The sequence below is a fragment of the uncultured Eudoraea sp. genome (assembly GCF_947490415.1).
Taxonomy (GTDB): domain Bacteria; phylum Bacteroidota; class Bacteroidia; order Flavobacteriales; family Flavobacteriaceae; genus Eudoraea.
Genome location: NZ_CANLGX010000001.1, coordinates 155,140 through 168,145, shown reverse-complemented (window position 1 = coordinate 168,145; position 13,006 = coordinate 155,140). Strand labels below are relative to the sequence as shown.

Annotated in this window: 13 protein-coding genes; 2 read left to right on the top strand and 11 right to left on the bottom strand. The window is 36.9% G+C overall.

Translation table 11 applies throughout. From position 1 onward, the window contains the following. Nucleotides 1–80 precede the first annotated feature (80 nt). The 4 genes from Q0874_RS00705 to surE are packed head-to-tail and all read right to left on the bottom strand — an operon-like array spanning nucleotide 81 to nucleotide 2,842. The gene (locus tag Q0874_RS00705) at nucleotides 81–638 is read right to left on the bottom strand and encodes a C40 family peptidase (RefSeq protein WP_299158103.1); all 558 of its coding nucleotides are present in this window, start codon (nucleotides 636–638) and stop codon (nucleotides 81–83) included. A 33-nt stretch (nucleotides 639–671) separates the two neighbouring features. After that, the gene (lpxB, locus tag Q0874_RS00700; protein WP_299158101.1) at nucleotides 672–1,784 is read right to left on the bottom strand and encodes a lipid-A-disaccharide synthase; all 1,113 of its coding nucleotides are present in this window, start codon (nucleotides 1,782–1,784) and stop codon (nucleotides 672–674) included. A gap of 1 nt (nucleotide 1,785) precedes the next feature. Continuing rightward, a complete protein-coding gene (locus Q0874_RS00695) occupies nucleotides 1,786–2,070 on the bottom strand; it encodes a hypothetical protein (protein ID WP_299158099.1) in 285 nt (94 codons plus the stop codon). Further along, nucleotides 2,063–2,842: a 5'/3'-nucleotidase SurE gene (surE, locus tag Q0874_RS00690; RefSeq protein ID WP_299158097.1), complete on the bottom strand. Its 780-nt coding sequence runs from the start codon at nucleotides 2,840–2,842 to the stop codon at nucleotides 2,063–2,065. The genes Q0874_RS00695 and surE overlap by 8 nt, the downstream gene beginning before the upstream one ends. A 321-nt stretch (nucleotides 2,843–3,163) precedes the next feature. Between surE and Q0874_RS00685 the strand changes: the two genes are divergently transcribed. Continuing rightward, nucleotides 3,164–5,293: a carboxy terminal-processing peptidase gene (locus Q0874_RS00685; protein WP_299158096.1), complete on the top strand. Its 2,130-nt coding sequence runs from the start codon at nucleotides 3,164–3,166 to the stop codon at nucleotides 5,291–5,293. A 139-nt stretch (nucleotides 5,294–5,432) separates the two neighbouring features. Here Q0874_RS00685 and msrA read toward each other — a convergent pair whose 3' ends face one another. Together msrA and msrB are read right to left on the bottom strand one after the other, a co-directional pair. Continuing rightward, complete coding sequence (gene msrA / locus Q0874_RS00680) at nucleotides 5,433–5,981, bottom strand: peptide-methionine (S)-S-oxide reductase MsrA (RefSeq protein ID WP_299158094.1); 549 nt, start codon at nucleotides 5,979–5,981, stop codon at nucleotides 5,433–5,435. Beyond that, entirely contained in the window at nucleotides 5,971–6,432 is a 462-nt protein-coding gene (gene msrB / locus Q0874_RS00675) for a peptide-methionine (R)-S-oxide reductase MsrB (protein WP_299158092.1), read from the bottom strand. The genes msrA and msrB overlap by 11 nt, the downstream gene beginning before the upstream one ends. Nucleotides 6,433–6,576: 144 nt before the next feature. Here msrB and Q0874_RS00670 point away from each other — a divergent pair, with 144 nt between their 5' ends. After that, complete coding sequence (locus Q0874_RS00670) at nucleotides 6,577–7,398, top strand: DNA/RNA non-specific endonuclease (RefSeq protein ID WP_299158090.1); 822 nt, start codon at nucleotides 6,577–6,579, stop codon at nucleotides 7,396–7,398. On the opposite strand, the gene rodA is transcribed toward Q0874_RS00670, so the two are convergent. The 5 genes from rodA to Q0874_RS00645 all read right to left on the bottom strand — a co-directional run bounded on the left by rodA (nucleotide 7,395) and on the right by Q0874_RS00645 (nucleotide 12,986). Then, on the bottom strand, nucleotides 7,395–8,678 hold the full coding sequence (gene rodA / locus Q0874_RS00665; protein ID WP_299158088.1) for a rod shape-determining protein RodA: 1,284 nt from the start codon (nucleotides 8,676–8,678) through the stop codon (nucleotides 7,395–7,397). The genes Q0874_RS00670 and rodA overlap by 4 nt on opposite strands. After that, a complete protein-coding gene (gene mrdA, locus Q0874_RS00660) occupies nucleotides 8,668–10,536 on the bottom strand; it encodes a penicillin-binding protein 2 (protein ID WP_299158086.1) in 1,869 nt (622 codons plus the stop codon). The genes rodA and mrdA overlap by 11 nt, the downstream gene beginning before the upstream one ends. Before the next feature lie 36 nt (nucleotides 10,537–10,572). After that, entirely contained in the window at nucleotides 10,573–11,082 is a 510-nt protein-coding gene (locus tag Q0874_RS00655; RefSeq protein WP_299158084.1) for a rod shape-determining protein MreD, read from the bottom strand. Beyond that, nucleotides 11,072–11,890, bottom strand: a complete 819-nt coding sequence (gene mreC, locus Q0874_RS00650) for a rod shape-determining protein MreC (protein WP_299158082.1) — start codon at nucleotides 11,888–11,890, stop codon at nucleotides 11,072–11,074. Before mreC ends, Q0874_RS00655 begins: the two co-directional genes overlap by 11 nt. A gap of 67 nt (nucleotides 11,891–11,957) precedes the next feature. Beyond that, nucleotides 11,958–12,986 (bottom strand): rod shape-determining protein, encoded by a 1,029-nt coding sequence (locus Q0874_RS00645; RefSeq protein ID WP_297705045.1) that lies wholly within the window; start codon nucleotides 12,984–12,986, stop codon nucleotides 11,958–11,960. Between the last annotated feature and the right edge of the window lie 20 nt (nucleotides 12,987–13,006).

The window sequence follows — 13,006 nt, the reverse complement described above, 5'->3', positions numbered from 1 at the left end:
GAATGTTAAGTTCAGTTAGTAAAGGTAAATTGAAATATAAAATTTGGAAAAACCTATCCGATAATAATGGAAGTTTGCAATCAAAGAACTCTGGTTGCCTTAACGAAAGCATAGTTCCAGAATCCTTCTTGTAAAGAAGAAACAATGACTCCCCTTGAAGAAGTAGCGTGAATAAATTTAATATCACGTCCGTCTACGGCAACTACAAGTCCGACATGATTAATTTTTTTTCCTTTCTTAGTCGTTTTAAAGAACAAAAGATCGCCTTTGGTTACTTTTTTTAAATTAATCTTCTTTCCTTCAAGGGCCATTTGATTAGATACCCTGGGCAACGGAATATCGTTTTTTCCAAAAGAAACATAAAGCAATCCGGAACAATCCATGCCCTTTTTTGTTGTCCCTCCATACTTATAACGGACCCCTGAATACGCCATAGCGGAATTTATAATTAAATCTGCTTTTTCGAGGACAACGACAGTTTTTGTAGAATCAGGTAACTTCTTTCCTGTGACTAAACTATCATTTTCTGATGCGGCTACAGTAATGGTTCTTTCCTTGCCATAGGTGGTTTTCTTTTTAACAATCCCACATCCGGTAAGCAGTATACTGATAAAAAAAATAAAAAACTTTCTATTCATCCTAAGACAAAAATGATCTACTGGGAATCAAAATTAAGCATTTTCTACAATAAGTGCGGCAGCCTTTTCACTTGCACCTTTCCCGCCAAGCTTTTTTTCTAACTCGTTATAAGCCTTTAATTGTGCTTCGCGCATGGGGCCATCAAGGATTTTGGTTAACTCTTGCTTTAGGTTTTTTGTGGTTAAATCTGCCTGAATCAGTTCTTTTACTACTTCTTTGTTCATAATCAAATTAACCAGTGAAATATAATCCAAAGTGATTATTCTTTTCGCAATCTGATAGGAAATCCAATTGCCTTTGTAGCAGACAACCTGCGGGACTTTTAATAAAGCAGTTTCAAGGGTAGCAGTGCCACTGGTTACCAGAGCGGCATGTGAATGACTCAACAACTCGTAGGATCTATTAAAAACAAGATTTACAGGATAATTTTTTAAGAATTCTGAGTAGAAATCAACATCCAGGCTTGGAGCCCCCGCAATTACAAATTGATACTCTGAAAACGAAGGTGTAATCTTTAACATCAGGCCAAGCATTTGTTGAACTTCCTGTTTCCTGCTGCCGGGGAGGAGGGCAATAATGGGTTTATCAGGATCCAGTTTATGTTCAATTCTAAAATCTTGCTCATTACCAATATCAATTTGCCCTATTGCATCAATTAATGGATGCCCTACAAAATTTACGGGGTAGTTGTGTTTTTTTTCATAGAACTCCTTTTCAAATGGCAGAATGACATACATCGCATCAATATCTCTTTTGATATTTTTGATACGACCTTCCCTTGAAGCCCATATTTGAGGTGAAATGTAGTAATTAGTACGATATTTATGTTCCTTTGCCCAGCTGGCAATTCTCAAATTAAATCCTGAATAATCAATAAAAATAATGACATCCGGATTATATGATTTAATATCATCCTTACAGAATTTAATATTTTTAAATATGGTGTTAAGATTGGTAATTACCTCCAAAAACCCCATAAAAGCCATCTCCTTGTAATGCTTTACAAGAGTACCGCCGGCTTTTTGCATTTGATCACCGCCCCAACAGCGTATTTGGGCCTGGGTATCTTTAGCAAGAATTGCTTTAATAAGATTTGATCCATGCAGATCCCCGGAAGCTTCCCCGGCGATAATATAATACTTCATTCTAGAAAATCTTATAATAGAGAATTACCATAGCAGTAAGCAAAGTGGCAATTAATACTCCCTTCGCCCTTTGATCTCTTCTCAATTTCAGAAAGCCAAAAAAGGCGATCAGATTTAAAATTGCCCCCAAGGCTAGTAAACTGCCAATATGCCCTTGTTTAAATGCTGCATTAAACGTTTCCATTATCCCAAAATCGGAAAACATGAGTATGTACAAAAGTGTTCCTATGATATTGGCAATAATTCCTACTGCGAAACCAATTAATATTTCCTTTTTATTATTCATTTAAAGACCAGCTGTTTATATCCTGTATGACGTGATGTGCCGTTAAATCAAACTGTGTGGGCACTACCGAGATATAGCCATTACTTAATGCCCATTCATCGGTATCTTCACCTTTATCTAATAGTTCAAATTCCCCGGTAAGCCAATAGTAATCTTTGCCCATTGGATTGGTTCGTTTATCAAATTTTTCTTTCCAGTTGGCTCTTGCCTGTCTGCATACTTTTATTCCTTTTATGCCTTCGCCATTGGTTTTAGGGATATTTACATTGAGAACCACTCCTTTAGGAATTCCTTTGTTTAATGCTTCTTCTGTAATTTTTTTTACTGCTATCTCAGCGGTTTTAAAATTTGCTTCCCATGAATAATCACATAAGGAAAATCCAATAGCCGGTATGCCTTCAATTCCTGCTTCGATGGCAGCACTCATGGTTCCAGAGTAGATAACATTTATAGAAGAATTGGAACCGTGATTTATACCGCTTACGCAGAGGTCTGGTTTTCTCCCAAGTATTTCCTGAAGCGCCAATTTTACGCAATCGGCAGGGGTTCCGCTGCAGCTGTACTCTTCATGGCCTCCATTTTCAAGATCTATAGTAACTTTCTTGGAGTAAAGTGTATTATCCAGCGTTATGGCATGTCCCATTCCCGATTGTGGACTATCTGGCGCAACAACTACCACTTCTCCAATTGCCTTCATATAGCGAACCAATGCTCTTAAGCCAGGGGCCGTTATTCCATCGTCATTGGTAACCAGAATAAGGGGTTTTTGCATACTGTATACTTTCTACGGCAAAAATACGTTTTTAATATGTTATTATGGCGCGCGAATGGAGGACCTGTTCAAAAACAATAGTTATGGTATGTTCTTGAATACGGTTTCTCTTTACTGAAAAATCCAGTGCAACGGGTTGATAATTAAAGCTTGCTGGAAACAAATCCTAATGATGTTTAACAAAAAATTAATGCTACTGGCTTGCAACGTGGCATGGTTTTTTCAGTATCTTAGGGAATTCATTGGCATTGCCATGCTTTTTTATATTATTTAAGTTTGTTATTAAGTGGGTTAATAAGAGCCACACCTAAAAAAAAATACATGAAAAGAAACCTCATACTTGGATTTTTGGTGATACTTATTGCGGTTGCATCATGCAGTTTTACCAATAAGTCATTTGAAAATGATGATAAGGATAAATTACTCTTAGATCTTATTACATATATTTTGGAACGCGGGCACTATGAGCCTAAAGAAATTAATGATGATTTCTCAGTTAGTGTTTTTGAAGATTTCATAGATGTTATTGACCCTACAAAAAGATACTTTTTGGAGGAAGATATTTTGGAATTTGAGAAATACAAATTTCAAATAGATGATCAGATAAGAAATACAGATATATCTTTCTTTAATATAGTTTATGCCAGATTCATGAAGCGAATGGAAAATGCTAAATCCATTTATGCGGAGGTTTTAAGTGATCCTTTCGATTATACAATCGAAGAATCTATTAATATAGATTACAAGGACCAGACATTTGCAGCAACGAGAAATGAACTTAAAGAACGTTGGAGGAAACAATTAAAATATGCCACTATTGGAACTTATGATTCTAAGTTCAAAGAGCAGGAGCAAAAAAAGAAAGATGATTCAGATTATGAGAGTATAGCAGTTTCGCAAATGGAATCAGAGGCCAGAGAATCTACTAAAAAGACGCTGGATGAATATTTCGACTTTGTAGACGATCTCAAGCGGGAAGATTGGTTTGTATACTATATCAATACAATAGTTGATGAGTTTGACCCTCATACGTATTACTTTGCTCCGGAGGATAAAGATAAATTTGACATTAGCATGTCTGGTAAATTTGAAGGGATAGGTGCAAGATTGCAGAAAAAACCAGAGGGCGCTAAGATTGTTGAAATCATTTCCGGTGGACCTGTTTGGAGAAATCAGCAACTGGAAGTTGGAGACGAAATATTAAAAGTAGGGCAGGAGGGCGAGTTACCGGTAAATATTGTCGGAATGCGTTTGGATGATGCTATTAAACTAATTAAAGGCCCTAAGGGTACGGTGGTTGATTTAACTGTTAGGAAAGTGGATGGCTCTATCGAAGAAATTTCAATTACAAGAGATGTAGTTGAACTTGAAGAAAGTTATGCTAAATCTGCAACGGTTATTAAAGAAAATCAAAAATACGGGATTATAAACCTTCCTAAATTCTATGTGGATTTTAATGATTATGCTGAAAGAAATGCAGCCACAGATGTGGCCAAAGAAGTTGAGCTTTTAAAGCAGGAAGGTGCAGAAGGCCTTATAATTGATCTTAGGGACAATGGAGGTGGATCTCTTAAAACGGTCGTGGAAATGGCCGGTCTTTTCATAAAAGATGGTCCTGTGGTTCAGGTTAGGTCTTCCGGCAAGGAAAAAGATGTTTATGAGGATAAGGATGAACGAATTCAATGGGATGGTCCGCTTGTTATTTTAGTGAATGAACTTTCTGCTTCAGCTTCTGAAATATTGGCAGCTGCCATGCAAGATTATAAAAGAGCTGTAGTGATTGGCAGTAAGCAGACTTTTGGTAAGGGAACAGTACAAAATGTGATCCCTTTAGAAAATATTGTTAGAAGTAATGAGCATGGTGATCTTGGAGCTATAAAACTAACAACTCAAAAGTTTTATAGGATAAATGGTGGATCAACACAGTTGGAAGGAGTTAAAAGTGATGTTGTTGTTCCGGATAGGTACAGTTATATCGACCTTGGGGAAAGAGATCAGCGTAACCCTTTAAGCTGGGACAAAATATCACCGGCAGATTACGAGCCATGGGATGGCTATATCGATTATGAAACTACTATTGCGAATAGTACCAAACGGATGGCTGCGAATCCTCAGATTGCGCTAATTGAAGAAAACGCCAAATGGCTTAAGGAACAGCAGGATGAAAATGTGGTTTCTCTGAATTTTGAGATCTACAAAAAGGAAGAGAAAAAGGATAAAGCAAAATCTACCTATTTTAAGTCTATTTCAGATTACGACTCGCATTTGACCTTTGAATCTCTTAAATACGAAGAAGAACTTTTTACTAAAGATCCTGTTTTAAGGGAAAAACGCGACCGTTGGCATAATAATCTTGCTAAGGATGTCTATGTAGAAGAGGCAATAAATGTGCTTCAGGATTTGAAAATAAATAATATTAAAAACGGTAAATTAGCAAGCGTAAAAGACTAGTATATAAGTGTTTATAGTTGAGAAAAGAGCTCCAGTAATTTTACCGGAGCTCTTTTTTTGTTCTTTTTTATAATTTATAGGTCTTAAAAATTACATTTTAAGGTTATCTCTTTGACCTGCTGTTTTTAAACTGGTTTTCCTAAATAGCACTTTTAAGTTTGTCTGCGTGTATTTTTCTAAGCTTTGCCAATTTTGGAGTAATTACAAAATTGCAGTAGCCCTGACTCTGGTTATTCCTATAATAATCCTGATGATATTCCTCGGCCTCATAAAATATTTTTAGTGGACTTAATTCTGTTACTATCGGATTCTCGTAATAAGAAGACATCTCGCTTAGAACCCCTTCTGCCACCTCTTTTTGATTTTGGTCATGGTAAAAAATGACTGAACGGTATTGTGTCCCAATATCTGCACCCTGCCTGTTGAGTGTTGTAGGATCGTGGGTAGTCATAAAAATTATTAATAAATCGTGTAAAGAAATAACGCCAGGATCAAAGCTTACCTGTATTACCTCTGCATGACCCGTGAGCCCAGAGCATATTTCTCTATAAGTTGGCTTGCCCGGAGCATTCCCTCCAGAATATCCTGAGACTACCTTTTCTACCCCCTTCACCTCCAATAGGACAGCTTCAGTACACCAAAAACATCCTCCGCCCAGAGTTATCAATTCCAAGTTTTTACTTTCCATCAATAACCTCCTTTTCAATAATCATAGACTCAGAGTTAATACAATAGCGAAGACCACTAGGTTCAGGGCCATCTGGAAATACATGCCCTAAATGCGCGTCGCAGGTATTACAAAGGACCTCTACCCTAATCATACCAAATGTGACATCCTTTTCATATTTTATGGCATTTTCTGCTATAGGTTGTGTAAAACTGGGCCAACCTGTTCCTGATTCAAATTTAATAGAGGAATCAAATAGAGGAGTGCTGCAACATACACAGGAATATTTACCTGCATCATGTATGCTGCATAATGCTCCTGAATGAGGGGCTTCAGTTCCTTTTTTTCTGGTAATCCGAAATTGGTCAGGCGTAAGTATGTCACGCCATTCATTTTCTGTTTTTTCAACGCGCCTTTCCGGGGCGGGATTTCCGTTTGTTGTAAAGCTTATTATGTTTTTCCAAGTCAACATCCAATTACAATTATGGTGAGTATTTTAAATTTAATTTTTATAAATTCCCTGTAAGGGAAAATAAGTAATTTTTGTCGGATTACTTGCTGCTAACTTACAATCTATTCAACATAAAATTCAATGAAATTAAATTAACTTTGATCTATGAGGCAAAGCAGATCGAGAAAAACGAATAGAAATATTTATATGTTTTTGCTGATCCTTTGCATAGCAGGTTTTTGGGTGTTTGAGAATTTTTATACTCCCGATTTGTATTCTGCCCCTCCGAATGAAGTTTTAACTTCTGAAGTGCCGGATAGAATATTACCAGCTTCAACTTCGGGTGAAATAGTAATTCATAGTAATTATATACTTTCCTATAAGGAACGTTATGAGCAGGCCGAATGGGTAGCATATGTGCTAAATCGAAGTCACCTTACCTATGATGACAGGGAGCGTCCTGATTATATTGAGGATCCTAAAGTAAGCACTAAATCTGCTGACTGGAGAAATTATAAAGGCTCGGGATATGACAGGGGGCATCTTTGTCCGGCAGGGGACAGAAGGTTTTCAGTTTATGCCTATAATGAAACTTTTTATACCAGCAATATTACCCCTCAAAAGAATGATTTTAATTCCGGGATATGGAACCAATTGGAAAAGAAGATAAGAAGTTGGAGTAAACAATATGGGAGCCTGTACATAATTACTGGTGGAATTCTGGAAAAAGGCCTTCCGACGATTGGAGAAGAAGATGTGGCAGTCCCGAAAAGGTATTATAAAATTGTAGTCAAAGAAGAGGGTAAGGATATAAAAGTTCTCGCTTTTCTAATTCCTCACAAGGATACCAGGGAACCGCTTATAAATTTTTTGGTGACCATAGATGATTTGGAGGAGGTTAGCGGGATAGATTTTTTTAATAAAATGGATAAAAATATAGAAACTCGTCTGGAACAAAGTATAAATACAAAGCATTGGAACTTCTAGCCCCACTCATTTAGCCTGTTAGCATCTAATTTCAGGAATATAAATAAAAGAATTGTAAATCCTAAAAGACCGGAGCCTCCGTAACTGAAGAAAGGTAATGGAATGCCAATTGTCGGGAGTACGCCAATGACCATTCCTATATTGATAAAGTAATGAATCAGCAGTATAGATATTACTCCGTATCCATACATTCGGCTAAAATCATTTTTTTGCCTTTCGGCCAGATAAACCAGTCGTAAAAGTAACATGGTAAAGAGGATCACAACAATGGTTGTGCCCAGAAATCCCCACTCTTCACCCACCGTACTAAAAATATAATCTGTATGCTGTTCAGGTACAAAATCGCCCTTTGTTCTTGTGCCTTCTAAAAAGCCTTTGCCAAAGAAACCACCAGATTCAATAGCCTTTTCAGATTGGTACGTATTATAACCTATGGTTTTACGAATTTCTTCGAGTTTATTGGGATCTTTTTCCAACCGAAGCCAAAGGCTGAATCTATCTCTGTGACGTTGCTCAAAAATATTATTGAAAACAAAATTAACAGATAATGAAAAGGCGATTGAAATAGCAAAAAGGCTTATTAATGGTAAGATGGGAACTTTAAAAGAGGCTCTTTTCATTAAGAAGAAAAGAGCAATTATTAAAGCCAGGCCAATTCCTACCCAGATTGTTCCGAACATCAGTGTTGTTATAAAAATCACAACAGCTAAAAGGGCAATACCAAGGTAATACAAGGGTAATCCCTCTCTGAAAAGGACAAAGACGAGGGCGAAAAATACCAACGCACTGCCCGGATCTGGTTGCGGAATGATTAAAAAGGCCGGAATCAAAATAATTAAAAAAGAATAATATTGATCTTTCCGGTTTTTAATATCTGTCTGTATATCACTTAAATACTTTGCCAAAGCCAAAGCGGTGGCTACTTTGGCAAGCTCAGAGGGTTGAAAATTAAAAAATCCAAGGTTGTACCAAGAAGTTGCTCCGGCAATGGTCTTGCCAAAGATAAAAAGGCCCAAAAGGAGCACCATAGAAATAATGTACAAAACACTGGAAAAACGTTCATAGAAAGCGGCTTCCAAAGCCAGAATTACCAGTATACTTATCAGGCTTAATCCAATAAAAATCAATTGTTTTCCGTACAACTGACTAAAATCAAAAATGGAGGAGTTGTTTTCCGAAAATGTACTGGAATAGATGTTTAGCCAACCTATCCCTACTAATAAAAGATAAAATAAAACGGTAAGCCAGTCAATTCGCTTAAATACTTTCCTACCAGACATACTCATTTATCTTGAATTCTTCTCCGCTGTATGGCTTGGCATATTCATGTTCAAGAGTTTTTTCGAGCATTCTTTTTTCAAGATCCTTTCTGGTAATATTTCCTTTCAGGTACTTTTCTATCAGTAAAGACGCTATATGCCCTGCATATCTTGAGCCATAATAGCCATTTTCAATATAAACTGCCAAGGCAATTTTTGGATTGTCTACCGGAGCAAAAGCGACAAATACTGAATGATCTGTAAGCTGAGTACGTACACTATCTATTTTTGTATAATTCTCTACTGTACCTGTTTTACCGGCAATTTCTATTCCGGGTATTTGTACCCACCTGGCCGTGCCTTTTTTATACACATCAGCCATGCCTTTAATGACAGGTTTAAAATGCTTTTTATCAATAGTAGTGTGCTTGGGTTTGACGTATTCTGGAATGCTTATATCTTTACCTTCAACTTGCTTCAGGATATGAGGGGTAAAATAATAACCACGGTTGGCAATTGCTGCGGTCATATTGGCTAGTTGAACCGGGGTGGCTGCAACTTCGCCCTGCCCTATGGAATTGGAAATAATATAGGATGAAGCCCAACGATTATCTCCATACCATTTGTCATAATACTCCTTACTTGGAATTCTTCCAGGTCTTCCGGTAGGAAGATCATATCCTAAAAAATTTCCAAGGCCAAAACTATTCATATGTTTTTCCCAAACATCCTGACCTTCATCTGTAGTTGGAAATTTTTCATAAATTTTCCGAAATGTACCCGCGAAGTATGCATTACAAGATTTATAGATACCACTGTTTAAATTTCTTATTCCACCTCCGCAATGACACCCCCTCTTTGTTTTACCTACATAAAATCCATTATAGCAGCGAATAGTCGTACCAGGCTGGATAACCCCCTCCTGTAAAGCTACTAGGGCATTTAATGTTTTAAATGGTGATCCCGGAGAGCCTTCAGCCGAAATAGATCTATCAAACAGGGGCTTGGAAATAGTATCATAATGTAGTTTGCTATAGTTTTTTGAGCGTTCCCTGCCTACAAGTAGTGAGGGATCATAGGTTGGTCCTGAGATCATAGCTAATATTTCTCCGGAAGATGGTTCTATTGCAACAATTCCACCCCGTTTTCCTTCCATAAGTAGCTCTCCATATTCCTGGAGTTCCTTGTCAAGAGTGAGGCTTATTTCCTTGCCTTGTTCCGGAAGAGTGTCCAGAATACCACCTTTATAGGGTCCTATATCTCTGTTAAATCTGTCTTTCTGAATATATTGCACCCCTTTTCTACCTCTTAAAATTTCCTCATATTGCTGCTCTACACCTTTACCCCCGGTTAATTCTCCCTGCACGTAATAAGGATTTCTTTCCAGGTCACGTTCATTTACCTCTCTAATATATCCCAGGACATTAGCAGCAGCTTTAGTATCGTAATATCTTAAAGATCTTTTTTGAATATAAAATCCTTCATATTTCCTCATTTTCTCCTGAAGCATAGCATAATCTTCTTTTGAAAGTTGAGGCACTAATACTGAAGGTAATCTTGGAGAATATATTCGGGCTTTCCGAAGTTTTTGTATAAATTTTTCCTTATCTAACCCTAAAAGGCTACAAAACTCAAGGGTATCCAAGGGTTTCACTTCCCTTGGTATTACCATAACATCATAGGCAGGATCATTTCCTACCAAAAGTTTCCCGTTCCTGTCATATATGTATCCCCTCTCCGGATAATCATAGATCGCTTTAATCGCAGGATCTTCCAAAACCTGATCCGGTGAAAAGCTAAATATTTGCAAATAGGACAGTCTACCAATAAAGGTAATTCCGATAAGGACGATTATTGACGATAATAATATTTTTTTCATTGAAATTTAGCTTTCAATATTTCGCTGGAATGCCTATTATTCTTTCTTTATACTGAAAAGTGAACCAAAAAGTAAACACAGTATAAGTGTGGCAATTCCGGTAAAAATAACCTTCTTTAAAATTAGCAGCAAATTTGATAAACTGAAAATTTCCAAACTAAAGAAAATAACATGATGGACTATAATTAATAACGTCAAAAAAGTAATTTGTTGTACCCTGGTAGTATTAGATAATTTAAAACTTTGAAATTCGTAATTGACCCCAAAAACAAAACGCATAACAGTAGGTCGCAGATAAGCTATAGTAGCAGTAGATGCCGCGTGTAAAGCCATAGTGTCTGAAAAAAAATCAATGGACAAACCCAGTAAAAATCCTGTAAAAATAAAAACCGATCTATTTTCCTTTATTGGATACCAATAGAGGAAAAGAATATAGACCATTGGATTTATAAAGCCAAAAAAATTCAGCCTGTTAAATACTAAGACCTGAACGAGGACAAGTAAGGCGAATCTAATAAAATTGATATAGTAATAACTACTGGTCATTGGCAATTTTAGCTTCGAGCTCTAGGATCTCAGGTCTGTTTTTGTGATTAATGATATAGATATTTTTAACATTGGACATATCGTTAAAAAGTTCTACATCTATGCTATAAAAACTTTTTGATACATTCAGGTCGAATTTTTTAATAGTCCCAATTGGAATATTCTCCGGAAAAATACTAGACATGGCCCCTGTAACTATGGTATCACCAACTAATAGAGGTACCAATCTGGGAATATCTTCCAGTTTTACCTGGTTATAGCCTCGTCCGTCCCAAACTAAAGATCCAAAATAATTCGTATTCTTAATTTTGGCATTTATATTAGATTTAGTATTTAATATACTTTGAACAGAGGCATAATTTTTTGTGGTATGTTCAACAATTCCGAGAATTCCGTTGGCTGTAATTACACCCATATCCTGTTTAATGCCATGGTTTGTTCCCCTGTTTATAGTTATATAATTATTCGGACTTGAATAACTGTTTTTAATAATTCTTCCGGCAGTAATTGCAAAATCCAATTTGGTTGTATCTAATTGTACACTGTCTTCAATATTTGAATTGAAAAGTAAATTTCGCAGCTTCTTGTTTTCTTCAACCAGTTTTTTGTTTTCCTCATTCAGGTTAAAATATTGTGTAATACCATCTGCAGTATTGTAGATAGAACCGGATATTCGGTTTGAAGAATTAAAGAATTTCGACCGATGATAAGAATGAGAATCAATGGTAAAGGCCAGAGAAATTAACAGCAATAATAAGTAAAGCAGCGAGGTTTTATACCTAATGATAAAATTGATTATCTGCTGCATTCACTTGTTATGTTAAGCGTTTAAAATGAGATGCCAAGTCTTAACTTAAATCCTCACCGAATTCAGGTTATTTAATAAGAATACTTTTATAGCGTTCCAGGTTTTTAAGCGCTATGCCGGTTCCTCTTACAACAGCTCTCAATGGGTCTTCTGCAATATAAACAGGTAGATCTGTCTTTTGGGATAACCTTCTATCCAATCCACGAAGCATTGATCCGCCACCGGCCATGTAAATACCCGTATTATAAATATCTGCCGCTAATTCCGGAGGAGTTTGTGATAAAGTTTCCATTACAGCATCTTCAACCCGTAAAATAGACTTGTCTAAGGCTTTGGCAATTTCTCTGAATGAAATAGAAACCTGTTTTGGTTTACCTGTAAGCAAATCCCGACCTTGCACAGACATCTCATCTGGTGGAGATTGAAGATCCTCCGTAGCAGAACCTATGGTTATTTTAATATTCTCTGCTGTACTTTCCCCTACGTATAGATTATGCTGGGTGCGCATATAATAGATGATGTCATTCGTAAATACATCGCCCGCTATTTTAACAGATTTGTCACAAACTATTCCTCCTAAAGCAATTACCGCTATTTCCGTCGTTCCACCACCTATATCCACAATCATATTACCCTTAGGCTGCATAATATCCAGGCCAATACCTATTGCTGCCGCCATAGGTTCATGTATAAGGTAAACTTCCTTTCCATTTACCCGCTCCGCAGATTCCTTTACTGCGCGCATTTCCACTTCTGTAATACCTGAAGGAATACATATTACCATCCTCAATGCGGGTGGAAACCATTTTTTCTTCAGGGCAGGTATGTTCTTAATGAACATATTGATCATTTTTTCAGAAGCATCAAAATCTGCGATCACCCCATCCTTTAGTGGCCGGATGGTTTTAATATTTTCATGGGTTTTTCCCTGCATCATATTGGCTTCCTTACCCACTGCAATTATTTTACCAGTTATCCTGTCTCTTGCAACAATAGACGGACTGTCCACAACTACCTTGTCATCATGGATAATAAGCGTATTTGCAGTGCCCAGGTCGATAGCTATTTCTTCAGTTAAGAAATCAAAAAATCCCATTCGCGTTAATTTGGTTTCGG

Coding starts and splice junctions, on each gene's coding strand:
- surE (WP_299158097.1), bottom strand. CDS start 2,842: ATGCAAAAACCCCTTATTCTGGTTACCAATGACGATGGAATAACGGCC.
- Q0874_RS00670 (WP_299158090.1), top strand. CDS start 6,577: ATGAGGCAAAGCAGATCGAGAAAAACGAATAGAAATATTTATATGTTT.
- Q0874_RS00685 (WP_299158096.1), top strand. CDS start 3,164: ATGAAAAGAAACCTCATACTTGGATTTTTGGTGATACTTATTGCGGTT.
- mreC (WP_299158082.1), bottom strand. CDS start 11,890: ATGCAGCAGATAATCAATTTTATCATTAGGTATAAAACCTCGCTGCTT.
- msrA (WP_299158094.1), bottom strand. CDS start 5,981: ATGGAAAGTAAAAACTTGGAATTGATAACTCTGGGCGGAGGATGTTTT.
- Q0874_RS00645 (WP_297705045.1), bottom strand. CDS start 12,986: ATGGGATTTTTTGATTTCTTAACTGAAGAAATAGCTATCGACCTGGGC.
- msrB (WP_299158092.1), bottom strand. CDS start 6,432: ATGTTGACTTGGAAAAACATAATAAGCTTTACAACAAACGGAAATCCC.
- Q0874_RS00695 (WP_299158099.1), bottom strand. CDS start 2,070: ATGAATAATAAAAAGGAAATATTAATTGGTTTCGCAGTAGGAATTATT.
- rodA (WP_299158088.1), bottom strand. CDS start 8,678: ATGTCTGGTAGGAAAGTATTTAAGCGAATTGACTGGCTTACCGTTTTA.
- Q0874_RS00705 (WP_299158103.1), bottom strand. CDS start 638: ATGAATAGAAAGTTTTTTATTTTTTTTATCAGTATACTGCTTACCGGA.
- mrdA (WP_299158086.1), bottom strand. CDS start 10,536: ATGAAAAAAATATTATTATCGTCAATAATCGTCCTTATCGGAATTACC.
- lpxB (WP_299158101.1), bottom strand. CDS start 1,784: ATGAAGTATTATATTATCGCCGGGGAAGCTTCCGGGGATCTGCATGGA.
- Q0874_RS00655 (WP_299158084.1), bottom strand. CDS start 11,082: ATGACCAGTAGTTATTACTATATCAATTTTATTAGATTCGCCTTACTT.